Source organism: bacterium, assembly GCA_035691305.1.
Taxonomy (GTDB): Bacteria; Sysuimicrobiota; Sysuimicrobiia; order Sysuimicrobiales; family Segetimicrobiaceae; genus DASSJF01.
The window spans coordinates 1-23,902 of sequence record DASSJF010000069.1 but is presented as its reverse complement, the minus strand read 5'-3'; the positions used below and the strand labels follow the sequence as shown (position 1 = coordinate 23,902).

Genomic DNA, 23,902 nt, shown 5'->3' with positions numbered 1-23,902 from the left:
CCCCGGTGCCCACCCCTGCCGCGTCCGGCGCGGCGCCAGATCGGCCGCCGGCTCCACGCGGGGAGCTGCGCGTCGACGGCCTGAGCGTCGCGCTCGAGCGCGCTCCGCAACCGGGGGCGGGACGCGCGCCCGGCCTGCTGCCGATTCTCGAGGACGTCTCCCTCGTGGTTCCGGCGGGGCGCACGGCCGCCCTCGTCGGCGCCTCCGGGGCGGGCAAGTCGATGACCGCCTATGCCGTCTTGAAGCTGTTCCCGGTGCCGGCCCGCATTACGGCGGGCCGGATTCTGCTCGACGGGCTCGACCTTACCGCGATGTCGGAGCGCGAACTGACCGCGGTCCGGGGACGCCGCGTCGCCATGATCTTCCAGGAGCCCGGGGCCGCGCTCGACCCGCTCATGACCGCCGGCGACCAGGTCATGGAGGGCATCGTCGCCCACCTCGGCCGGCGCGGCGCGCGGGAACGGGCCGTCGAGGCGCTGACGCGTGTCGGCCTCGACGGGACGTTTTTCCGGCGGTATCCGCACGAGTTGTCGGGCGGCCAGCGCCAGCGGGTGTTGATCGCCGGCGCGGTCGCGCCCGGCCCGGACCTCCTGATCGCCGACGAGCCGACCGCGGCGCTCGACGTCACGGTCCAGGCGCAGATCCTGGATCTCCTCGCGCGCCTTCAGCGCGACCTGGGAATGGCGCTCCTGCTCATCACCCACGACCTTGGGGTCGTCGCGCAGACGGCCGATCTCGTCCACGTCATGCGCGGCGGCCGGATCGTCGAATCGGCCGAGACCCGCACGCTGTTCGCCTCTCCGCAGCACCCGTATACTCAGGCGATCGTCACCCAGGCCCGGCGTCTCGGCCGCTGGGCCGAGTGACGGCGCCCCTTGCGGGGACCGACCAATCGTGAGGTGTCCACTTTGGACGGTCACCCGTCAGCGCCGGCATCGCAGGAGGAGTCCCCGGAAGCCGGGGCGAACCCCGGCCCACCACGTAGGCTTGCTCCAAAGAACCCGTTTTCGAACGTCGTCGTACTGCAGGTTACGGCGGCGCGTCGGGTGAGTGTGTGGCTTCCGCGCGCGATCGTCGGGGTGGACAAAGTGCCACAGGGGGTGTGGGGATGGCGAAACGTGCAGTGAAGCAGTTTGCTCGGACCCTGACCCGTCGGCGGCTGCTGACGGCGGCCGGGGCGGGTCTCGCCGGGGCGGGGGCATCGCGTCTTGTCGCACCGTGGAAAGCGGGTGCCGCGCCGGCTCAGATCCGCGGATCGTCCCTTCGGATCTTGACCTGGAGCCACTTCGTGCCCGCGTACGACACCGCGTTCGACAAGTACGCCAACGATTGGGGTGTCGCGAACGCGGTCACCGTCCGCGTGGACCACATTCCGATCGACCAGTTGCCCGCCCGGATCGCGTCCGAACTGGCCGCCGGCGCCGGCCACGACATCTTTCAGATGAACGGCCAGATTCAGACGACCCTCTACTACAAGAACATGGTCGACGTCTCGGACATCTGCAACAAGCTCGGCCAGGACGGGGGCGGCTGGATCTCGATGGCGAAGAACTGCTGCGTCGTCAACGGCCAGTGGTACGCGATGCCGGAGTTCTACATTCCGCAGCCGATGATGTGGCGCGCCGATCTGTGGCAGCAGTACAATTGTCCGGCGCCGAGCACGTGGGAGAATCTGCGCACGGCGGCGCGGATCGGCAAGTCGAAGGGCCATCCGGCGGGATTCGCGATCTCTCACTGCAACGACTCCAACCACAACTGGCGGGCGGTGTTCTACGCCTTCGGCGTGCACGAAACCGACCCGTCCGGCAAGGAACTGGCGTGGGACTCGAAGGCGCTCCGCGACGCGATGCAGTTCAGCAAGGCGCTCTGGTCGGACGGCATGACCTCCGAAGTGTTCTCCTGGGACAACGTCTCGGACAACCGGTACCTCGACTCCGGCGTCGCAATCTACATCCACGACGCGCTCTCGTCGCTCTTCTCGGTGGAGACGAGCAACCCGACGCTGTTCGGCAACATCAACGCCGGCGTGCCGGGCGGCGAACCGAAGGGCTCCGTCCGCAGCGCCGCGGTCGTCGACCCGACGATCCTCGGCGTCTGGAAGTTCTCGAAGAACCAGGCCGCGGCGAAGGCGTTCCTCGAGGCCTACGGCGCGGACGTGAAGTTCTCGCTCTCGGCCAGCAAGGGCTACAACATGCCGTACCTCAAGAAGTGGTACGCGAAGCCGATGCCCGGCCTCGGCGCGCACCTGCCCAAGCTGGAGCTGATTCAGGACTGGGACAAGATCGCGCTGGTGTTCGGTTACCCCGGGCCCGCCACGGCGCCGGCGTCCGAGGTGCTCTCGACCTTCGTCGTTCCGGATATGCTGGCGCGATACTGCCACGGGGAGAGCCTGGAGAGTTCGATCAAGTGGGGTCTGGGGCAAATTAAGGGTATCTACGCGAAGTACAAGTAGGCCGTTAGCGCGTCCCGGGGGGCCGTTGAGGCTCCCCCGGGATTCCTCCGGCGAGGTCACCCGATCACGGCGCAGCCGCGCGTAGCCGACGTCGAGTTGCTGGGGGGCGGACACCCGACCGCCCGCCGTCGTGCGTTTACGCGAGAGCGCCTGGTGTTCGGCTATTCGCTCCTCGCGCCGGCGGTTCTTTACATGGTGCTGCTCGTCGGGATCCCGTTCTTCTTCTCGCTGTACCTCGCGTTGAGCGACGCGACCGTCGGCAACCAGGTCGCGAGCTACGTCGGCCTGGCGAACTTCGTCGCGATTTTCAACGACGGGTCGTTCCGGCAGGCCCTCCGGAATTCGATCGTGTTCACGGTCGTCGCGGGAATCTTCAAGATCATCCTCGGCACCCTGATGGCGTTTCTGCTGGTCCAGGAAGTGCGCGGGAAGAAGTTGATCCGGTCGCTCGTCGTCATCCCCTGGACGTTGCCGGTCGCGATCAGCGCGCTTGCCTGGAAGTGGATGTACGACCCGCAGTTCAGCGCGATCAACTACGTCGGGACCCGGTTGCACCTGATCCAAGGATGGCCGAACTGGCTCGGCGAGCCGGGGCTCGCGATGGCGGCCGTGATCTCGGTCAACGTCTGGCGGGGGTTTCCGTTCGCGGCGATCGTGCTGATGGCCGGGATGTCCGCGGTGCCGGTCGAGCTGCTCGACGCCGCGAAGGTGGACGGGGCGACGTTTCTCACGCGGTACCGCTTCATCATCATCCCGGTGATCGCCCCGATCCTCTTCGTCGGCCTCCTGTTCGACACCGTGTTTACCTTGTCCGACATCAGCATCGTCTACCTGCTGACGTTCGGCGGGCCGATGGGCTCGACGGAGATCCTGCCGACGAAGGCGTTCGAGATCGGCATCCAGGCCGGCGCGCTCGGCCGCGGCGCCGCGATCTCCCTCGTATTGTTCCCGATCCTGCTGCCGGTCGTCTATCTGCTGCTGCGCAACCTCCGGAGACGCGAGGCGCTGTGAGCAGCGTCGGCGTGCTGGGAGACCGCGCCCCCGCGGCGGATCTGCAGGAGCGGCGGGCACGGGCGCGGGAGCTCCGCCGGCAACTGCTGATTTACCTCGGCTTCCTGCCGTTTTTCCTGATCGCGGTCTTCCCGGTGTTCTGGATGGCGATCACCGCGTTCAAGACGGACGCGGATCTGGTCAACCCGACCGTGTTCCCGCTGTGGTTCCACCAGCCGCCCACGTGGGAGCACTTCACGTACCTCTTCCAGCATACGTACTACGGGTACTGGATCACGAATACGATCGAGATCGCGGCGTCGGTTTCGCTGATCACCCTGCTGGTCGGGGTGCCGGCCGGGTACTCGCTCGCGCGGCTCGGGCTGCCCGGCGCCGAGAACATGGGCATCGCGATCTTCCTCGGTTACCTGATCCCGCCGATCCTGCTGTTCATACCGCTCTCGCGGGTCGTCGCGATGACCCACCTGATCGACACGAAGTGGGCGCTCGTACTCGTGTATCCGACGTTCACGGTCCCGTACTGCACCTGGCTGCTCTCCGGCTTCTTCAAGACCGTGCCCCGGGAGATCGAGGAGGCGGCGCTCGTGGACGGGTGCGGGCGGCTCGGCGCCCTGATCCGGACGGTGCTTCCCGTAAGCCTCGCCGGGATCCTGACCGCCGTAATCTTCGCGTTCACGCTTACGATGCAGGACTTCTTGTATTCGCTGGTCTTCGTCTCGGTGTCGGACCAGAAGCCGGTGCCGCTCGGGGTTGCCAGCGACCTCATCCGCGGCGACGTGTATTTCTGGGGGTCGCTCATGGCCGGCGCGCTGATCGTCGGCGTCCCGGTGGCGATCCTCTACAGTTTCTTCCTGGACCAGTTCATCTCAGGGATCACCAGCGCCGCCGTCAAGTAGGTCCCCGGTGCTCCGGCTCGAGGCGGACGGGCTGATCGACGGCGTCGCGGAAGGCGCGCATCGTCCGGGGCGCCTGTGCATCACGAACGGCCGCGTCGCGCCGCCGGACGCCGCCGGCCCGGGGGAGTTTGACGTGTCGCTGCCGGGCTGCACGCTCTTGCCCGGCCTCGTGGACTTCCACACGCACGCCGGCATCGACACCCGCCGCGGCGATCTTCGCGGGCAGGCCCACGCGCCGGGACCCGTCGCCGCGGGCGAGGCCGTCGGCCGCCTTCAAGACGACCTGCGCGCGGGCGTGACAACGGCGCGGCTGTGCGGGGACATCGGGGGACTGGACCTCCGGCTCCGCGCCCAAATCGAGGCGGGCCGGGTCGTCGGGCCGCGGCTCTTTGTGGCCGGGCGGGCGATCAAGTCGTCCCGCGGGGGCGGCGGCGCCGTCGTCTCGGTAACCACGGACGATCCCGAGGAGATCGGCCGGGCGGTAGAGCGGAACCTCGCCGAGGGCGTCGACCTCGTGAAATTGTTCGTTTCCGACGGCGTGGGGGACCCGGCGCAAGAACCCACCACGTGCTACTACGGCGAAGCCCACGTGGCCGCCGCGGCGCGGCGCGCCCACGCCGCCGGCCGGCCGGTGGCCGCCCACCTCCTCGGCGGGGCCGGTGTCGCGACTGCGATCGGCGGCGGGCTCGACGTCCTCGAGCACGGATGGTTTCTCACGGACGCGGACTTGGATCTGATCGCCCGGAGCGGCACGTTGATCACGCTTACCCTCGGCGTCTTGTGCGGTCCGCACGCGCACGCGTTCGGAGACGTGACCGAGGAGCGCGCGCGGCTCGAGCGCCTCGGCCGTGACGCGTGCGAGACCGCCCGCAAGGTCATCGCGCGGCGGCTGCGCTACGTGCTCGGGACAGACGCGGTGCACGGCCGGTTGGCGGACGAGGCCGTCTGGGCGGTTACGTTGGGCGAGACGCCGATGCGGGCGATTCGGGCGGCGACCGCCTGGCCGGCGGCCGCGCTCGGCGCCGGCGACCGCCTGGGGACGCTTGAGCCCGGCAAGGTCGCCGACGTCATCGCGGTCGAAGGTGATCCGCTCGCCGACGTCCGTGCGCTGGGACGGGTGCGGATGGTTGTGCGCGATGGACGAATCGTGTATCACGCGGGCACGCGGCCCGCGGGGGAGGTGACCCCGACGTGACGACCGTAGCGATGATCGGGCTCGGCGAGATGGGGCTGCCCATGGCGCGCCGGCTCCTCGGCGCCGGCTTTCGCGTCGCCGGGTACGACGTGCGGGCCGAGGCCGTCGGGCGGCTGGCGGAGGCGGGCGGTCAGGCGGCGGCGTCCGCGGGTGACGCGGCGGCGTCGGCCGACGCGACGATCATTATGGTCAGAACGCCGGCGCAGGCGGAGTCCGTGATGTTCGGCGAGGTCGGCGTCCTCGCACGCGCGAGGGCCGGGACGCTGCTCACCGTCATGAGTACCGTCGGGGTGCCGTGCGTGCGCCGTCTCGCCGACGCGGCGTCACGCCGCGGATTTCGCTTCCTCGATGCCCCCGTCAGCGGCGGCCGGGCCAGGGCCGAGGACGGGACGCTGACCATCATCGTCGGCGGCGTCGCCGCCGATGTCGAGGCCGCCCGTCCGGTGCTCGCGGCGATGGGGACGCAGATCGAGCACGTCGGCGAGGCGGGCGCGGGCACGACCGTGAAGATGGCCAACCAAGTGCTGCTCACCGTCAGCCTCCTCGCCGCCCGCGAGATGGCGAACCTGACCGGCGTCGCGGGGATGCGTGCCGAAGCCGTGTGGAACGTCCTCCGCACCTGCACCGGCACGACCTGGGTCGTCGAGCACTGGCCGGTGGCCCGCGAGTGGCTCGAGACTTACCCGCGCGGGACGTCGCTCGATATCCTGGTCAAGGACACCGGCCTGGCGTTGCAAACCGCGCGCGAGGCGGGTGTGCCGGCGCCGATGCTCGGCCTCGCGTCGCAGTTGATCCTTGGTCTCACACGCGAGTTGGCGGGCGCCGCGCGAGACCGGGTCTGAGACGGACGGCCCCCGCCGCCGGTTCCCGGGGCGGGTCCTCAGTCGAGGACGAACAACCGTCCGAAGCCCGGCAGCGGCGCGCGAATCCCGGCCAGCCGGAGCGTCCGCCACGCCGTCGCGGCGAGCGAGTCGACGACCGGCCGGCGGGTCTCGCGTTCCACTTCGTCGATCACCGCCGCCGCGGCGAAGTTGGTGCAGACCGTCACGATTCCCTCCGCGTCCGGGACGGCGACCGCGCGCAGCAGCGCGGCCACCCGCGGCCGCGGCACCTCGGCAAACTCTTTGTTGACCGTGACCCCGAGGCAGGCGGACGCCACGACCTCGAGGCCGGCCGCGGTGTAGACGCGCCGGATCGCCTCGTGGATCTCCGCTAGATACGGCGTGGCGAGGCCGCACCGCGTGATGCCGAGCGCCCGGCAGGCTTCCAGGAGGTCGAGGGTCGACGTCGTGGCGGGGACCCCCGTTTCCGCTTCGAGCCGCCGGACGAGCGCGCGGTCGGCGTCGAGCCCCTTCCACGACCCCGAGGTGCCGTTCCAGGCGATCACGTCCATGCCCGCGTCGGCCAGCAGGCGCGCGGCCTCCACCATGGGCGCGTCGTCGAACTGTCCGAGCGAGCCCGCGTCGAGGGCGATCCGCGTCACCCGGATCCGCGTGAAGTGCAGCGAGACGGCGTCGCCGAGCGGCTCGAGCATCCGCGCCGTCAGCGGCTCGACGACCGTGTTGGATGAGGGCGTGATCATGCCGATCCGCCGCGGACGGCTCATGACGGCCGCGATGTTCAGGCGCCTTCGAGCATCGCGGCGGTGAGGCCGCGTACATACGTCGTGGCGAGGGCCGCGGCGACGAGCAGGACCGGCAGGCCCCCGAGGCTGACGCCGGAGACGACGGTCAGATCCTCCAGGCTGACGTCCATCGTTGCGAGGCCCACGGCGATCGTCTGATGCCATGTGTTCGGCAGGAAGACGCCCGCGAGCATGAAGTCGCTGCTGATCACGCCGAGCGCGAAGAGGCCGCAGGCCACGGCGACGGGCCAGCTCATCGGTAGGACGATGCGAAAAAACGCGGTGAGGCGGCTCGCGCCCTCGATGTAGGCGGAGTCTTCGATGTCCGGCGATAGTTTCTGAAAGTACGCCGAGAACAACCACACGCAGAACGGTACGGTCAGCATCGGATACGTCAGCACGAGGGCGCCTAAATTGTCGTCCAGACGCGCGTGGTAGACGAGCTGGTAGAGGGGCAGAAACAGGATCGTCTGCGGCACGAGAAACGTCGCCAGCAGGAGGCGCCGCCAGGCGCGCCATCCGGGCGGCCGCAGCCGGCCGAGCGCGTAGCCCGCCGCGAGGCTCGTGCCGAGGATCAGCGCGAGCGCCCAGGCAAACGCGATGCCGGTGTTCTTCGCCCATACCATGAACGGCACGACCTTGGTCATCACGGTGCCCTTATGCGACAGCCAGCCCTGCTCTTCAAACAGGCCCTCGTACCATTCCGTCGTGGGATGCCGGACGATGAACGGGCTGCCGTAGACGTCCTCCTCGACCGTCTTCAACGATTCGATCGTCATCATGTAGATCGGGAAGATGCTGTAGGCGGCGAGTAGCAGGAGCAGCACGACGTGCATGCCGCTCGAGACGCGCCGGCGAATCGCGGTCTTCACGCGAGCTCCTCGAGCGGTTCGAACAGACGGTAGCAGAGGTACAGAATGGCGCCGAGGACGGGCAGGAGGATGAGCGCCTCCGCGGCGGCTTTGCCCCACAGCCCGCCGATGATCGCGAGCTGGAACGCCTCCGTCCACGTCACCGAATAGGTAATCCGAAGTCCCGAGAGCATATAGACGTTGCCGAGATCACTCACCGCGCTGACGATGGCGAGGAACGCCGCCAACGCCAAAAACGGCCGCAGGATCGGCACCGTAACGTACCAGAACCGCCGCCATCCGCTCTTGACCTCGAGCGACGCGTAGTCGAAGAGATCCTGGGGGATGCCGTTGAGCGCCGCGAGCAGGAAGACGCCGACGAACGAGCCGCCGCGCCACGCGTTGAAGACGATGAGCGTCGAAAACCGCCACGTGCCGTCGCCGAAGATGCCGTCGAACCAGTAGCGGGCGTCCGACATCGCGGCCGAGTACACCGTGTGAAGCGGCGGGATCATGAACCAATACCATCCCACGAGTGCGAGGCCGGACGGATAGGCCCAGGGCAGAAACGCCGCGAGGAACGCGAGCGGCCGCATCCGGGACGGGCGCGCCAGAAGCAGCGCCGCCCCGACGCCGACGGCAAGCTTCAGCACTGTCGTAATCACGAGATACCCAATCGCGTTCGCCGCGCCGCGCCAGAATGCCGGATCGCGGACCAGTTCGACGTAGTTGGCCAGCCCGACGAACGTGGTGGTCGAGTTGCCGACGAACGAATCGGTGAGGCTCGTCCAGATCTCCCACGCCAGGGGATAGGCGAGGACGCCGAGGACGAGGACCGTCGCGGGCGCGAGCAGCCAGTAGGCCACGCGGATTTCGTGTCTGCGCCGCGCGCTGCCGCTTTGGCCCCGGCCGTGGGACGGCGCGCCGGCGCGGACGTCGGACGCGGCGGGCATGACGTGCAACATCGCCTCGGTCTTCCCATTTTGTCGAAACAACTCCTGCGCTGGTGGGACGGCGATGAGACCGCGGACGTCTTGGGCGACGCCGCGCGGCGTCAAGACCATCCGGCTCAGCGCGCGAGAATCACGCGTTCGTCTCCCGCGTTCCAGCGGACGGAGAGGGCCCTTGACGCGCGGGCGACGAAGCCCGGAAACGCGCGACGAAATGTCCCCCGCCACAATACGAGCGCCCGCACCCGCGGATCAGCCAGCGCCGCGGTGAGATCGCCCTCGGTGATCCATCCCGCACCTGTTCGCATCTCGGACGTATCGCACAACTGCGGCGGGACGTCGCGTCCGGCGAGGAACGGCACGATCGGGTCATCCGCCACCACCCACCCGCCGGGCGGTACGCGGCGCGCCGTCGCGGCCGCGGCGGCACGCAGCGTGCTGGACGTCTCCGGCATGATCGCCGCCGCGGTCCCCATCAACGCCGCGAGCCACGCGACGATCAGGATCGCCCCGCCGGCTCCCCGGATCACCGGCGACGTGCCGCTGTTTTGGGGGGACGGAGCCCATGTCTCGATCGCCGTACCGCCGAGTAGCGCGAGCGGGGCGACGAGAATGACGAGGTGGTGGGGCCAGACCGGCCTCCAGAGGAAGGCTGCCGCGAGATCGGTGCCCAGCCAGGCCGCGATCGCCCACCGCGCGGCGTGGTCGCCCGGCACCCGGCCGCCGCGCCGGGCTGTGCCGGCAGAGACCAAACCGCCAAGTCCGACGAGGACAAGCAGCCAGTTCGCCAGGCCGAAGCCGAGAAGCAGCGACGCCGTGCGGGTCGGGTCGACGGCGGTCACCCGCGCGACGGCACTGTGGAACTCCACAGCCTGGTGCCACATCGCACCCGGCGGACTTCCCGTCCACAACATCGCGGCGGCGGCCGCCGCCGCGCCTCCGGCACCCAGCGCGGCTGTGCGAAATGCGGCCGCGCCTGCCGACGGCCTGCCGGATCCGACCAGAGCGATGACGGCGATGGGCACGAGGCATGTGGCGGCGGTGAACTTCGTCATCACGGCCAGCCCCGCGGCCGCGCCGGTTCCGGCCCACAGCCAACCGGCGGCGCGGGCAAGACCGTCCTTGGAGCTGGCGCCGCCCGCAGTGAGCGCGAGGGCGACGGCGGACGCCGCAAGCGCTTCCGACGGCGCTTCCATCTGCACCGTGTGCGCCGCCAGGGCGAATGCGGGTGCCGATCCGGCGATGACGACGACCCAGAGGGCCGCGCGATGCCCGCCGGCGCGTGCGGCGGCCGCCGCTAGCGCCGCCAGCCACAGCGCCGAAAAGGCGACCACCACGCCGCGCGCGGTTTCGAGCGATCGGCCGAAGAGATCGAACGCACGGCGGAGAACCTCGATGAGCAGAGGCGGTTGACTCAGGAAGACGGTCTGGTAGAGGCGGTAGCCGGCCGAAACCGCCGCCGTCTCGGCGTAGACGCCCTCGTCGTAATCGTAGCGGGCCGGGTATGGCGCGGCGCCGATGGCCCACGCCTGCCACAATACGTGCGCCGCAATCAGGACGGCCACGGCGATGAAGACCAATGTACGGCGTCCATATCCTACGTCCGGCGAGGCCATCACGGTCTTCAGCGTATCATTGGCGAGAAACCGCGCACAATCGTCTCGGACGCGGCATCGCGGGGATTGACAGATCCAGCGGCTCGGGCAGACAATAGGCTTGAACGTGCTGCCGGTGCGTACGGCCAATAACCGGGGCCGTCGGCAGGATTGAACAAGGAGGCGGGACGATGCGGGCAAGAACGCGTCGGTCACGTCGAAATACGGGCACAGCCGAGGAGCGGCCACCGAAGCAGTAACGGAGCGGCGGCGGGCCCGAATCCTTCCGCCGCTCCAAGCGAACCCCTCGCAGCCCTTCCGACAAGGGGACGTGTCCCCCAACACAGGCGACTGAGAGTCGCGAAGGCGGGAGCGAGGGTAACGAGAATCTGATGGCGAGGCCGGCGGCGCGCGAACGCGCCGCCGGCCTCGCGTGTTCTATCGAGAGACGGCCGGGCAACGGCTGGGACGGAGCAGGGACCTCGCGTTCGAGACCTGAACCGATCACGCTGTGCCTGCCGTCGCCTCCCGGCCGGAGAGACGCCCGCGTCATCATCGGCGGACGTGGCGGCGGTTTTTCCGGGTGATGGGGCCGGGCGTCGTCTCCGGCGCCGCCGACAACGACCCCGCCGGCGTCATCACCTACATTCAGATCGGCGCTACCACCGGTTTCAGCCTGCTGTGGCTCATGCTGCTTTCGACCCCGATCCTCTACTACCTCGAAGACATGTCCGCGCGGCTCGGCATCGTGGGCAAGCGCGGAATCGGACGCCTGCTCTGCCGCCGGTACGGGACCGCGGCGGCCCTCGTGATCGTGATCCCGACGCTGTTCTCGAACGTCATCACGATCGGCGCGGATCTCTCCGGCACCGCGTCCGCCGTGCAGCTGCTGACCGGCGTGCCGTGGGTCTGGTGGGTCGTGCCGATCGCGGTGCTACTCGGCGCGCTGCTCTTCGGCGCGGGCTACGAGGCGGTGAGCCGGGTGCTGCTGATCCTCACGCCGCTCTTTCTGCTCTACGTCGCCGTCGGGTTTGTCGTCCGCCCGCGGTGGGCGAGCGTGTTGGAAGCGACGTTCCTCCCGCACTTCCGGTTCGCGCCGACGTACCTGGCGGCGGCGCTGGCGCTACTCGGCGCGACGTTGACGCCGTACATGTTCTTCTGGCAGACGACCGAGGAGGTGGAAGCCCACCGCCGCGTCGCCGATCTAGCCGGGGAACGGCTGGACGTCGCCACCGGTATGATCTACGCCAATCTCGTCTTCTACTTCATCATTCTCGCGGCGGCGGTGGTGATCCCGGCGGGCGCCGCCGGAATTGGAACGGTGCTCGAGGCGGCGCAGACGCTGCGCCCGGTGGCGGGTCCGCTCGCGACGCTGCTGTTCGCGCTCGGCTTCTTCGTCAGCGGAATCATGGCTATCCCGGTGATGGTCGCGTGCTCCGCGTACACGCTGGCCGAGGTGCTGGGCTGGGCCGAGGGGCTCGACAAGCGCGTCTGGCAAGCCCGCGGATTCTACATGCTCCTCGCGGGGGCGCTGCTGGTGGGGGCCGTGGTCGCCCTCGCAGGCATCCCGCCGGTTGCGTTGATGTTCTGGTCCAGCGTCGTCAACGGACTCCTGCTCGCGCCGTTGTTTCTCGTGCTGCTGATGCTCTGCAACGACCCGGCGGTCGTCCGCGGACACCGCAACGGTCCGGTGGCGAACATCGTGGCCGGGGGCACCGTTCTATTGACGCTCGCCCTCGGCGTGCTCACGACCGTGCAGCTGCTGCGCGGCCACTGAACTCTGCATTCCGGACTCCTGATCGCGACCGCGCACAGGTCCGCCCCGACGCGGCATTGAAGCCGTAGGCGCAGGACACGAGCGGAGGAGATCGCCCATGCCGCAGTCCGGTCGCCGCCCCGACTACTTCGGAATCGAAGAACTCCTGACCGAGGACGAGCGGCTCACCCGCGATACGATCGCCCGCCTGGTGGACAAAGAGGTGATCCCGCGCATCGGCCGGGCGTGGCTCGCGGGCGAGTTTCCGCGCGAGCTGATCGCGTCGCTCGGCGCGCTCCGCGTCTACGGCGCCAACCTGCCGCAAGAGTACGGCTGCGCCGGCGTAAGCAACGTCGCCTACGGCCTGATGATGCAGGAGCTCGAACGCGGCGACAGCGGCCTTCGGTCGTTCGCGTCGGTCCAGGGCGCGCTTGTCATGTACCCGATCTACGAATTCGGCAGCGAGGAGCAGCGCCGGCGGTGGCTGCCGGCGATGGCCGCGGGCGAAAAGCTGGGCTGCTTCGGGCTGACGGAGCCGACCGCCGGCAGCGATCCCGCCGCGATGCAGACGCGGGCGCGGCGTCGTCCGGGCGGCTGGGCGCTCACCGGCACCAAGATGTGGATCACGAACGGTTCGCTCGCCGACGTGGCGCTGATCTGGGCCAAGGACGAGGAAGGCGTGATTCGGGGGTTTCTCGCCGATCCGCACGCGAAGGGGTTCAGCGCGCACGACATCCACACGAAGGCCTCGATGCGGGCGTCGGTGACCAGCGAGTTGGTGCTGGAGGACGTGTTCGTCCCGGAGGCCGACGCGCTGCCGCGGGCGACGGGGCTGGGCGCGGCGCTGCGCTGCCTGACGCAGGCCCGCTACGGGATCGCGTGGGGCGCGATCGGCGCGGCGGCGGCCTGCTACGAGGAGGCGCTTGCCTACGCGAAAGAGCGGGTCGCGTTCGGGCGCCCGATCGCTGCGACCCAGTTGATGCAGGAACGCCTGGTCGACATGCTGACCGAGATCACGAAGGCGCAGCTCCTCGCGTACCACCTGGGACGGCTCAAAGACGCCGGCACGCTCGCGTACACGCAGGTCAGCCTCGCCAAGCGTAACAACGTGCGCGCCGCCCTCAACATCGCGCGCTCGGCGCGCAGCATCCTCGGCGGCTACGGGATTACGCTCGAGTACCACGCGATGCGCCACGCCGCGAACCTCGAGACGGTCGACACGTACGAGGGTACCTACGACGTCCACACGCTGATCCTGGGGCGCGACATCACCGGGTTCGACGCGTTCGGCGTGCCTCAGCCGGAGGCGGGCCGAGGCGCCGTGACCGTCGCGGACGCGACGAAAGGGATGCGGCGAGGCGAGTGACCGTCCGGGAGCGGCGGCGCCGTTGACCTACGACGCCATCGTCGTCGGGCTCGGCGCGATGGGGAGCGCCGCGGCGTACCACCTAGCGCGTCGCGGCCGCCGCGTGCTGGGTCTCGACGGGTTGCCGCCGGGGCACCGCCTCGGATCCTCCCACGGTTTCACGCGTATCATCCGCAAGGCGTACTTCGAGAGCCCGGCGTACGTGCCGCTGCTGCAGCGCGCGTACGAGTTGTGGGCGGAGCTGGCGGAAGAGTCGGTCGAGCCGGTCTACCAGCGGACCGGCGGCTTGTGGCTTGGAGCGACGTCCGCCGCCGTGATCGACGGGGCGGTCGCCAGCGCCCGAATGCACGGCATCGACTACGAGCTGCTGACTCCCGCCGGCGTGCGGAAGCGGTTTCCGCTGTTCACGCCGCGGGACGACATGGTCGGACTGTTCGAGCCGGACGCCGGCGTCCTCTTCCCGGATCCCTGCATGCTCGCGCACCTGAGCGGGGCCACCCGGGCGGGCGCCCACCTTCGGTACGATCAGCCGGTTCTGCGATGGGAGGCCGGGTCCGAGGGCGCGGCCGTCGAGACGCCGGCCGGTCGATACGAGGCCGCGGCCGTCATCGTGACGGCGGGGCCGTGGGCGCCGTCCGTGCTGAACGAACTGGCCCTTCCGATCGAGGCGACGCGGCGCATCGTCGCCTGGTTTGCGCCCGCGTTCGCCGAGGCGGCGGCGCTGCTGTCCGCGGACGTCTGCCCGGTCTGGATCTGCGAGATGGATGGGACGAACATCTACGGCATCCCCGAGGTCGGCGACGGCCACGGCCTCAAGGCCGCGATCCACGAGCGCGGGCCGGCGTGCACCCCGGAGACCTGCCGCCGCGCGGTCGGAGAAGACGAAATCGCGCGGCTCGGCGCGGTGCTGCGCCGCGTCCTGCCCGCGGCGGCCGGCCGCCTGCTCGAGGCCGAAACCTGTCTATACACGATGTCGCCCGACTGGGACTTTATCGTGGACCGGCCGGCGGACCGTGCGCTCGTGTACGCGACGGGGTTCAGCGGCCACGGCTTCAAGTTCGCGCCTGTAATCGGGGAGATTCTGGCCGACCTCGCCGTGGACGGCCGGACGTCCCACGCGATCGACTTCCTCTCGCCCGCGCGATTCACGAGCGCCGCGCCGCCGCTCCGGACGTGAGGGATCTGCGGCCGCCGTCGGGCGCCACCGGCGTACGCCGGCGCGCGCTGCACCACCGCGTGACGCTCATCGCCGGGTTGGGCTACGGGGCCAACGGGATCACGCTCGGCGTCGTAAGCTTCGCGCTGCTCGGTCTTGCGTCGGCGTGGCGGCTCAGTCCCGGACAAGCGAGTCTCATCACCGCCGCCGTCGGCGCCGGTCAGCTGATCGGCGGCGTGAGCGCCGGCTACATCGCCGACGCGATCGGACGCCGCGGCGCCTTCGGACTCACGATCGCGTGCAGCAGCCTCTCCGCCGCGGCCGCGGCCGCCGCCCCGACGCTTGCGTGGCTTGTCGCCGCGATGCTGCTCATGGGCGTCGGATTCGGCGGGGTGACTCCGGTCGCGACCAGCCTGGTGAGCGAATTCGCGCCCGCGGCCCGCCGCGGCGCCCTGCTCGGATGGACGCAGGTGCTCTGGGCGACGGGGTGGGTCGTCGCGGGCGTCGGCGGCGTGCTGATCGCGGGAACGCTCGGCTGGCGCGGTACCTTTGCGATCGGCGCGCTGCCGCTCGCGCTGGCGGTCGCGGGCCCGCGGCTCATCCCGGAGTCGCCGCGCTTTCTTCTCGCGCACGGGCGGCGGGGAGAGGCGGAAGCGCTGACGGCGGCGCTCGGCGAGCGGTACGGCGTCGCGCTCGACCTGCCCGATCAGGAGCCCGCGTCGCCCGCGTCGATGGCGGCGCACCTGCGCGAACTTTGGAGTCCGCGCTTCCGCCGGCGGTCGTTTCTTCTATGGAGCGTCTGGTTCGTGATGATCGGCGCGTTCCAAGGACCGATCATCTGGATTCCGGCGATGCTGGGCGCCGCCGGCGCGTGGCGTCCCGCGGAGGCGTCGGTGCTCGTGGCGTTGATGATGGTGCCGGCGACGGTCGCCACGACGTTCACGCTCGACCGCGTCGGGCGGAAGCCCGTCATCGTTGCCGCGCTCGGGGTGGCGGCGGCGGGCGCCGTTGTCGTGGCCGTCGCGCGCAGCGAGGCGGCTCTCGTCCTGGGCGCCGGGGCGCTGGCCGGCGGGGTGCTGGCGTCGTGGCCGGTAATCCTGGCGTACGCGGCGGAGATGTATCCGACGCGCATCCGCGCGACCGCGACGGGTTGGGCGTCGGCCGCCGGCCGCGCCGCGGGCATCGCGGCGCCGCTCCTGCTGGCGGCGCTCATGCACACGTGGACGACCGGCCGCTTCCAGGCGCTGAGCGTCGTCGCGGCGTCCCTCGTCGCCGCCATCGGGATCGTGATCGTGTTCGGCGAAGAAACGGTCGGCCGCCGCCTCGAGGAGGTGGCCGAATCTCGCGCCGAGGTGATCTGATCGCCGTCACCTGCTACTATGGACATCGACGCGCGTCGAGAGCGGGAGGTGGGGGTAATGCGCAACACATGGCGGAGGGCGTTCGCCGTCGGAGTGATCGTCGGGGTCATGGCCGGCGCCGCCGGTTCGGCGGCGGCTCAGGTCTCGATCGGATCGCTCATCAAGCTGTTCGGGATCGGCTACGTCGTCAAGCAGTTCGGGCCGCAAATCAACTCGGCCATCAACACGCTGATGCTGAACAACCAGGCGCAGAACAGGGAACTCACCAAGGTCGTGCCCATTATCAGCGTCGGCGTAGGACTGGGGACGTCCGGCGGCGCCTACATCGGCGCGGTGCAGGTGCAGGGCCCGAAGGCGTCGCTCGACAAGGTGCAGGCCGTGGCGCAGCTCGAGGGATCATTTATGAACCAGATCCGGCTGCGCGCGCTCATCCCGGTGGATAGCCTGACGCCGCTGCCGGGGAAGCTCCACCGTGTCTACGGCGTCGGGGTCACGGCGCTCGTGGATTTCTCACTGTGACCGCGGCGCGAGCGTCGGCGCGCGGCGGACCTAGGGCCGGGACGATCCCCCCGCCGCGCGCCGCAGGCCGCGCTTGAGCGGCACGCCGCACGTCGCGCAGTAATGCTGCTCCGGATCGCTGATCCGCGCGCCGCATTTCCAGCAGTCCGCGGCCACTTCTGTCCCGCAGCGCGGGCACCGCGTTTGCATCGCGGCCGCCGAGACGCCGGTGACGCCCCAGTCGCACTCCGGATTTCCGCAGACGAGCACCAGCGGGGCGGCCTCGCGCCGCGGCAGGACCCGCTTTAGAGGAACGCCGCATGCCCGGCAGTATAACGCGCCGGCCTCCGGAACGTCCGCGCCGCACTTCCAGCAGGCGGTCACCATGGGAGAGCCGCACTCGGCGCAGGTTTCAGGCAGGGCGTCGACGCGGAGCGCGGTCGTCGAGCGGGTGCACTCGGGGTTCGAGCAGACTGCGAAGTACCTGGACATCGCTGGTCCCTCCCGGGACACACGTGTCGTTGGGCGGTGTTCGGGGCAGGCCGAAAAACTCCTCCGGCGTGCGAACACGTCAATCCTATGGTACCCTCTCCGGCGAGGGTGATCGCGGTGGCTGAGCGGTTTCACATCATCACACAAGGCTGCCAGATGAACGTCCGCGACTCGGAGGCGATGGCCGGGTTGCTGGCGCGTATGGGCTACACCTCGGCCGACGATCCGGCCGACGCGGACGTCATCATCCTCAACACCTGCACGGTGCGCGAAGGGGCGGAGGACCGCGCCTACGGCCGCCTCGGCGAACTGCGGGCCCTCAAGCGGCGGCGGCCCGGCCTGCTCCTCGGCGTCGCGGGCTGCCTCGTGCAGCAGGAGCGCGAGCGTGTGCTCGAGCGCGCGCCGTGGCTCGACCTGGTCTTCGGCGTCCACAACATCCACCGGCTTCCCGACCTGCTGCGCGAGGCGCGGGACGGCTGCATGCCCGCCTACGAGGTATGGGACCGGTCGGACACGGATCGTCCGCTGCCGGTGCTGCCGGCGTCCGCCTCGGGCGCCGCCGCGGTCCGCGCGTTCGTCAACATCATCCACGGCTGCAACAAATTCTGCACGTTCTGCATCGTGCCGTACGTGCGGGGCCGTGAGCGCAGCGTCGCGCCGGAGGACGTCGTCGCCGAGGTCCGCGCCCTCGCCGACCAGGGCGTGCGCGAGGTGACGCTGCTCGGCCAGAACGTCGACAGCTACGGGCACGACCTCGCGCCGCGCCGCGACCTCGCGGGACTGCTCGAGCTGGTCCACGAGGTCGACGGGATCGAGCGGATCCGCTTCACGACCAGCCACCCGCGGGACATGACGCGCCGGTTGATCGAGACCGTCGCGCGGCTGCCGAAGCTGTGCGAGCACATCCACCTGCCGGTGCAGGCGGGCGACGACGAAATTCTCCGGCGGATGCACCGCGCGTATACCGCGGCGCAGTACCGCGAAACCGCGGACGCCGTTCGCACCGCGATGCCGCGGGCGAGCCTGACGACCGACGTCATCGTCGGCTTCCCGGGCGAGACCGAGGCCGCGTTCGAGCGAACGCTGCGCTTTGTCGAGGCCCTGCGCTTCGACGCGGTCAACACGGCGATGTACTCGCCGCGCGCCGGCACGCCGGCGGCGGATTATCCCGACCAGGTGCCCGACGGCGACAAGCGCCGCCGGCTCGGGGCGCTCAACCGCCTCCAGGAGCGGATCGCCGCGGAGATCAACGGACGGCTCGTCGGCACGGTGCAGGATGTGCTGGTCGAAGAGCCGGGCCGCAAGGGCGGGCTGCTCGGGCGGACGCGGACGAACAAGATCGTGACGTTTGACGGGGAGGCCGGGCTGATAGCTCGCACCCTGCCCGTGGAGATCGCCGAGGCCGGTTCGTGGGTGCTGCGCGGGGCGCGCGTGACGGCCGAGCCGGCGCCGGCTTCTTACACCTTCCGGTAAAACCAGCGCTCGAGGTCACGGCCCCGCAGGCGTACCATCGTGGGGCGACCGTGGAAGCACGAGTAGGGGTCCTCGGCGCGCGCCAGTTCCTCCAGCAGCGCCGCCATCTTGGTCTGGTCCAGCCGGTCCCCGGCGCGCACCGCGGTGTGGCAGGCCGTTGCGATCGCGAGCCGCTCTTCGAGGCTGCGGCCCGCGTGTTCGTCCCGTCCGGCGCCGAGATCCGCGAGACACTCGCGGAACAGGGTAATCGCATCGCGGTCCGCGGCGATCGCCGGTACCGCGCGCAGGCGGACGGTTGCGCGTCCAAAGGCTTCCACCTCGAAGCCGAGTGCGGCGAGCGGGCCAGCAAGTTCCGGGAGCAGGGCGGCCTCCGCCGGCGACAGCTCCATGACCGCGGGCGTGACGAGCCCCTGCGCCCGCGCGCCGCCGGCGCGCCGGCGCGCGAGCAGCCGCTCGTAGAGCACGCGCTCGTGCGCCGCGTGCTGGTCGACCAGCACGAGATCTCCGCCCGCCTCGCCCACAATGTACGTCAGCGCGAGTTGGCCGAGCACCCGGATCGACGGCCACGCCGCGACCGGCGGCTGCGGCGTCCACAGCGCGGGCAACACGGCGTCCAACTCCGCGGCCGTGCCCTGCCCATATCCTGAGGCGGACTCGGCAACGCCGGCCGCGGCGCCGATCAGTCCCGCACCGGCGTCGCGGCGCGCGGGCAAGACGCCGGTCCAGCGGGCGGCGTCGGGCGCCGTGTGGACCAGGGCGGCTCCGTGGAGCGCCCGCCGCACCTCGCGCACCACGTCGTTGAACACGAGGCGCTCGTCGGCGAACCGCACCTCGGCCTTCCGCGGGTGAATGTTAACGTCGACTGAGTCCTGCGGCACCCGTACGTGCAACACGGCGGCGGGGACACGGCCCTCCGGGATGAGCGTGTGATAGGCTTGGTCCAGGGCGCGGGCCAGCATGGGACTCCGCACCGGACGGCCGTTCACGAGAAACCACTGGTGGCTGCGCCGTGCCTGCGCCGCCTCCGGCGTCCCCAGGACACCCGTGATGCCGGTGAGGCCGCGCGCGTCGATCGGAAGCGTGCGGTCCCGCAGCGCTGCCCCCAGTATGCGGCGGGCGCGGTCCTCGTAGGACTCGGGCGGCATCCATGCGATCTCTCGGTCGCCGTCGACGAGGCGAAACGCCACCGACGGCGCGGCCAGCGCGAGCGCCTGTACCGTCTCGACGATCACCGCGGTTTCGCGCGCGGGGGACTTCAGGAAGCGCCGCCGCGCGGGCGTGTTGTAGAAGAGGTTTTCGACCGTGACGGTGGTGCCGTCGGCGGCGCCGGCGGCGGCCGGGGCCGCCCGGGCGCCGCCCGCGACCGTGAGAGCGGCGGCGGTGTCTGCGCCTGCGGGCCGCGTGACGATCGTGACGCGGGCGACCGCGGCGATGCTCGGCAGCGCTTCGCCCCGGAATCCGTAGGTGTTCACGCGGCGCAGGTCCTCCGCGGACCGGATCTTGCTGGTCGCGAACCGCTCGAACGCGAGCGCGAGCTGCTCCGCCGGGATGCCGGCGCCGTCGTCGCTGACCCGGATCAGCCGGGAGCCCGCGCCGTCGATCTCGATGGTGATGCGGCGCGCCCCCGCGTCGAGGCTGTTCTCGATGAGTTCCTTGACGACCGAGGCGGGGCGCTCGACGACCTCGCCCGCGGCGATGCGCTCGGCGGCCGCCCGGGGGAGGACCTCGATCCGGGGCCGCGTCACTGCCGCCTGATCGCCCGCGGCGAAGCGGCGGACCATCGCGTGATCACCGGCGGTCGCGGGGCATGGGCAATACGAGCTGTTGACCGCGCGACGGCCCGGGCCGGGCCCGGCCGCCGCCGCGCTTGCGGCGCGAGTCGCCCCGGGTCCCTTCGGCCGCGCGCTCGAGGCCGTCGAGGACTTCGCGCGCGCGGCGGGTCACGGCGTCGGGCACCCCGGCGAGCCGGGCGACGTGGATGCCGTAGGACGACGCCGCGGCGCCGTCCGCCACCCGGTGCAGGAACACCACGTCGTGGCCCTCTTCGCGCACGAGCACCTGGACGTTCGCGACGCGATCGAGCTGGGACGCCAGCTCCGTCAGTTCGTGATAGTGGGTCGCGAACAGCGTGCGGGCGCGGACGCGGTCGTGCAGATCCTCGACGACCGCCCACGCCAGGCTCATACCGTCGTAGGTGCTCGTGCCGCGGCCTACCTCGTCGAGGATGACCAGGCTGCGCTCCGTCGCCTGGGTCAGGAGCCGCGCCACTTCGATCATCTCGGAGAGGAACGTGCTGCGGCCCGCGGCGAGATCGTCGGTCGCCCCGACGCGCGTGAAGATGCGGTCGACGAGCCCGATCTCCGCCTCGCGCGCGGGGACGAAGCCGCCGAGCTGGGCCAGCACAACGAGGAGCGCGGTCTGCCGGATGAACGTGCTCTTGCCCCCGAAATTGGGCCCGGTGACGATGAGGACGTCGCGGCCGGCCGTGCCGAGCGCCGCATCGTTGGCGACGAACCGCTCCCGTCCCAGCGCTTCCTCGACGACGGGATGGCGACCCGCGACGACGCGGATCTCGCGGCCCGCGGTGACCTTGGGCCTGACGTACGCGTTGCGCACCGCGACTTCCGCCAGCGCGGCGTAGACGTCCATCTCGGCCAGCGCGCGTGCGCAGGTTTGAAGGCGTTCGGTCTCCGCCCGCACCGCGGCGCGCAGTTCGCAGAAGACCTCGTACTCGCGCGCGTTGATCTTGTCCTGGGCGCTCAGAATGAGCGCCTCGCGCTCTTTCATCTCCGCGGTGATGTACCGCTCGGCGCCGGCGAGGGTGCCCTTGCGCACGTATTCCGCCGGCACGAGGTGCGACTGCGACTTGCCGACCTCGATGTAGTAACCCATCACCTGGTTATAGCCGACCTTAAGGCCGCGGATGCCGGTACGCTGCCGCTCCGCGGCCTCGCGCCCGGCCATCCATTCCTTGGCGTCCTTCGCGCCGTCGCGCAGCCGGTCGACTTCCGCGTCGAAGCCGGGCCGGACGAGGCCGCCGTCCCGCGGCGAGAGCGGCACGGCGTCCGCGAGCGCCCGGCTGAGCCGCTCCGCGAGGCCGGGCGGGGGAAGGAGGAGGGGCATGAGCCGCCGCAGCGCCGGGGCCTCGAGTGGCGCGGCCGCCGGCGCGACCGCGGGGACGGCCTCCAGGGTGTCGCGCAGCCCGGCGAGGTCGCGGGGACCGCCCGCGTCGTGGCTCAGCCGGCCGAGCATCCGCTCCAGGTCGCCGAGGGCCCGCAGCGAGGCGCGGATCCGCTCGCGGATCGCACCCGTCTCCGCGAGCGACTGGACGGCGTCCTGGCGTCCCTCGATCGCGTCCACGTTGTCGAGCGGCTGCGCGAGCCACCGCCGCAGGAGGCGCGCGCCCATCGCGGTCTCCGTGAGGTCGATCACATCGAGCAGCGTACGGCCGCGCGCTTCGTCGCGCGTCGAGCTCCACAGGCCGAGCGCGCGGCGCGTGGCGTCGTCGACCAGCATGCCGTCTCCGGACCGGAGCAGGCGCAGCGTGCGGAGGTGGCCGAGCGACCCGCGGTGGGTCGCGCGCAGATACTGAATTAGCGCGCCGGCCGCCGCGGCGGCCAGCGGCGCGTGGTCGAGCCCGAAGGCGTCGAGCGCGGCGACACCGAGATGACCGCGGAGTTCGCGCGCGGCGACGTCCGGATCAAACCGCCAGGCCTCGTACGGCGTGACCACCGCCGCGGTCTCCTCAGGAAACGTCGGTGGGATCTCGTCTCCGGCCCCGTCGCGGTCCGGCACAACGAGCTCCCTCGGGCGCCACCGCGCGAGGATCTCACCGGGGCGCTGCGGCGCCGCGCCGTGCGCGGCCACGAACTCGCCCGTCGACACGTCGGCGAGGGCGATGCCCCACGTCTCGCCCCGGGCGGCCGCCGCCGCGACGAAGTTGTTCTCGCGCGCCGTGAGCAGATCGTCTTCGATTACGGTGCCGGGCGTGACGACGCGCACCACCTCGCGCCGGACGAGCGTCCGGGCCTGCCGCGGATCCTCGACCTGGTCGCAGATCGCCACGCGGTGGCCGCGGTCGATCAGACGGCGAAGGTACGTCGGCAGCGCATGATGCGGAATGCCGCACATGGGGATGCGGGTGCCCTTGGCGACCGGCCGGCTGGTCAGCGTCAGCTGCAGTTCCCGCGACACCAGCTGGGCGTCGTCGAAGAACGCTTCGAAGAAGTCGCCGAGCCGAAAGAGGAGGATCGCCCGCGGGTGCTCATCCTTGAGCGCCTGGTACTGGCGCATCATGGGCGTGAGCTCTGTCATTTCTTGTGACTTCGTCGCACCGAAGGGGGGTCCTGTTCGTATCCCGGCGGCGGGTTGCGGGACCAACTTCCGCGCGCGGCGAACCTGTGTCTGGTGGACGAGACGCACGACACGGAAATGAACGCGCCCCGACCGAGGCGCCGTGGACGGCGGGGGGGCGGGTCGGCACCGGCGGCGCGGCCGCCGGCGAGATCGCCCATCCCGCCCGCGACACTGGTGCCCACGCCCTCGGCGGCGAGCGCCGCGGAAGAGCAGGCGTGGGAACGGACGCATCTCGAGCAGGTGATGTTTCGGCTCGCCCGCGAGCACGCCGAGTCCGCGGCGCGCGGCGCCGCGGCCAAGCCGCCGGATCGCGATCAGGAGCGCACCCACAGCCTGCTCGCCGTGCTGATGGCCTACTTTGCCGTCGAGGCGTTCATCAACATGGTCGGGCAGGATCGCCTCGGCGCGCGCTTTCGGCACTACGATCGGATGTCGCCCGAAGGCAAGTGGCTCGAGGTCACGCGCCTGGTGAGCAAGACCGGCCGTACGTTTGACGAGGACGGCAGGGAGCTCTCGGCGCTGTCGACGCTCCGGTCCTGGCGCAACACGCTGACGCACTACAAGGGCCGGTACGAAGATACCCAGGCCGGCGGCGAGACGCAGGTCGACGCGCTGCTGAGCGCCGAGCACGCGAAGCAGGCCGTCGACACGGCCACGATGCTGTATCGCGCGTTTTATGAGCTCGACCGTCGCTCGCCGCCGCGCCAGTTCGTCTGGCTCGACGACCGCGCGCCGGCGCGGCCCGCCCTCGAGCCGCAACCGCCGGCTCCCTCGAGCCAAGCGCAGACCCAGCGTTCCGCGCCCGCTCACCGGGCCACGGCACAGCCCCACCGGGCGCCGGCTGCCCCCGCCGCCCCGCAGCCGCCCGCC

General features: G+C 70.8%; 20 protein-coding genes. 13 read left to right on the top strand and 7 right to left on the bottom strand.

The window, feature by feature from the left end; all coding sequences use genetic code 11:
- The first annotated feature begins 5 nt into the window (after positions 1-5).
- From VFL28_12560 to VFL28_12535, 6 genes are all read left to right on the top strand, one after another.
- On the top strand, positions 6-866 hold the full coding sequence (locus tag VFL28_12560; GenBank protein ID HET7265495.1) for an ABC transporter ATP-binding protein: 861 nt from the start codon (positions 6-8) through the stop codon (positions 864-866).
- A 242-nt stretch (positions 867-1,108) separates the two neighbouring features.
- Positions 1,109-2,452 (top strand): extracellular solute-binding protein, encoded by a 1,344-nt coding sequence (locus VFL28_12555; GenBank protein HET7265494.1) that lies wholly within the window; start codon positions 1,109-1,111, stop codon positions 2,450-2,452.
- Between the two features lie 153 nt (positions 2,453-2,605).
- Positions 2,606-3,463: a sugar ABC transporter permease gene (locus VFL28_12550; GenBank protein HET7265493.1), complete on the top strand. Its 858-nt coding sequence runs from the start codon at positions 2,606-2,608 to the stop codon at positions 3,461-3,463.
- Entirely contained in the window at positions 3,460-4,359 is a 900-nt protein-coding gene (locus tag VFL28_12545; GenBank protein HET7265492.1) for a carbohydrate ABC transporter permease, read from the top strand. Before VFL28_12550 ends, VFL28_12545 begins: the two co-directional genes overlap by 4 nt.
- A gap of 7 nt (positions 4,360-4,366) precedes the next feature.
- Positions 4,367-5,554 carry an amidohydrolase family protein gene (locus tag VFL28_12540; GenBank protein ID HET7265491.1) on the top strand — a complete coding sequence of 396 codons (1,188 nt, stop codon included), beginning with the start codon at positions 4,367-4,369 and terminating at the stop codon, positions 5,552-5,554.
- Positions 5,551-6,396 (top strand): NAD(P)-dependent oxidoreductase, encoded by an 846-nt coding sequence (locus VFL28_12535; GenBank protein ID HET7265490.1) that lies wholly within the window; start codon positions 5,551-5,553, stop codon positions 6,394-6,396. The genes VFL28_12540 and VFL28_12535 overlap by 4 nt, the downstream gene beginning before the upstream one ends.
- A 38-nt stretch (positions 6,397-6,434) precedes the next feature.
- On the opposite strand, the gene VFL28_12530 is transcribed toward VFL28_12535, so the two are convergent.
- The 4 genes from VFL28_12530 to VFL28_12515 all read right to left on the bottom strand — a co-directional run bounded on the left by VFL28_12530 (position 6,435) and on the right by VFL28_12515 (position 10,595).
- Positions 6,435-7,160, bottom strand: a complete 726-nt coding sequence (locus VFL28_12530; GenBank protein HET7265489.1) for an aspartate/glutamate racemase family protein — start codon at positions 7,158-7,160, stop codon at positions 6,435-6,437.
- Positions 7,161-7,174: 14 nt separating this feature from the next.
- Positions 7,175-8,050 (bottom strand): carbohydrate ABC transporter permease, encoded by an 876-nt coding sequence (locus VFL28_12525; protein ID HET7265488.1) that lies wholly within the window; start codon positions 8,048-8,050, stop codon positions 7,175-7,177.
- Positions 8,047-8,994, bottom strand: coding sequence for a sugar ABC transporter permease (locus VFL28_12520; GenBank protein ID HET7265487.1), 948 nt, complete (start codon positions 8,992-8,994; stop codon positions 8,047-8,049). The genes VFL28_12525 and VFL28_12520 overlap by 4 nt, the downstream gene beginning before the upstream one ends.
- A 104-nt stretch (positions 8,995-9,098) precedes the next feature.
- Positions 9,099-10,595 carry a glycosyltransferase family 39 protein gene (locus VFL28_12515; protein HET7265486.1) on the bottom strand — a complete coding sequence of 499 codons (1,497 nt, stop codon included), beginning with the start codon at positions 10,593-10,595 and terminating at the stop codon, positions 9,099-9,101.
- Between the two features lie 565 nt (positions 10,596-11,160).
- On the opposite strand from VFL28_12515, the gene VFL28_12510 reads away from it, so the two are divergent.
- The 5 genes from VFL28_12510 to VFL28_12490 all read left to right on the top strand — a co-directional run bounded on the left by VFL28_12510 (position 11,161) and on the right by VFL28_12490 (position 16,732).
- Complete coding sequence (locus VFL28_12510) at positions 11,161-12,351, top strand: Nramp family divalent metal transporter (GenBank protein HET7265485.1); 1,191 nt, start codon at positions 11,161-11,163, stop codon at positions 12,349-12,351.
- A 97-nt stretch (positions 12,352-12,448) separates the two neighbouring features.
- Positions 12,449-13,696 carry an acyl-CoA dehydrogenase family protein gene (locus tag VFL28_12505; protein HET7265484.1) on the top strand — a complete coding sequence of 416 codons (1,248 nt, stop codon included), beginning with the start codon at positions 12,449-12,451 and terminating at the stop codon, positions 13,694-13,696.
- A gap of 22 nt (positions 13,697-13,718) precedes the next feature.
- Positions 13,719-14,873 (top strand): N-methyl-L-tryptophan oxidase, encoded by a 1,155-nt coding sequence (gene solA / locus VFL28_12500; protein ID HET7265483.1) that lies wholly within the window; start codon positions 13,719-13,721, stop codon positions 14,871-14,873.
- A complete protein-coding gene (locus tag VFL28_12495) occupies positions 14,870-16,213 on the top strand; it encodes an MFS transporter (GenBank protein HET7265482.1) in 1,344 nt (447 codons plus the stop codon). Before solA ends, VFL28_12495 begins: the two co-directional genes overlap by 4 nt.
- Before the next feature lie 57 nt (positions 16,214-16,270).
- Entirely contained in the window at positions 16,271-16,732 is a 462-nt protein-coding gene (locus VFL28_12490) for a hypothetical protein (protein ID HET7265481.1), read from the top strand.
- Between the two features lie 30 nt (positions 16,733-16,762).
- On the opposite strand, the gene VFL28_12485 is transcribed toward VFL28_12490, so the two are convergent.
- The gene (locus VFL28_12485) at positions 16,763-17,203 is read right to left on the bottom strand and encodes a hypothetical protein (GenBank protein HET7265480.1); all 441 of its coding nucleotides are present in this window, start codon (positions 17,201-17,203) and stop codon (positions 16,763-16,765) included.
- A gap of 117 nt (positions 17,204-17,320) precedes the next feature.
- Between VFL28_12485 and miaB the strand changes: the two genes are divergently transcribed.
- Positions 17,321-18,676 (top strand): tRNA (N6-isopentenyl adenosine(37)-C2)-methylthiotransferase MiaB, encoded by a 1,356-nt coding sequence (gene miaB / locus VFL28_12480; GenBank protein HET7265479.1) that lies wholly within the window; start codon positions 17,321-17,323, stop codon positions 18,674-18,676.
- On the opposite strand, the gene mutL is transcribed toward miaB, so the two are convergent.
- Complete coding sequence (gene mutL, locus VFL28_12475) at positions 18,661-20,457, bottom strand: DNA mismatch repair endonuclease MutL (GenBank protein HET7265478.1); 1,797 nt, start codon at positions 20,455-20,457, stop codon at positions 18,661-18,663. The two genes, miaB and mutL, sit on opposite strands and share 16 nt — an antisense overlap.
- Positions 20,458-20,464: 7 nt before the next feature.
- A complete protein-coding gene (gene mutS, locus VFL28_12470) occupies positions 20,465-22,990 on the bottom strand; it encodes a DNA mismatch repair protein MutS (protein HET7265477.1) in 2,526 nt (841 codons plus the stop codon).
- 216 nt (positions 22,991-23,206) lie between these two features.
- Here mutS and VFL28_12465 point away from each other — a divergent pair.
- Positions 23,207-23,902: hypothetical protein (locus VFL28_12465; protein HET7265476.1), on the top strand; the 696-nt coding region annotated here is incomplete at its 3' end.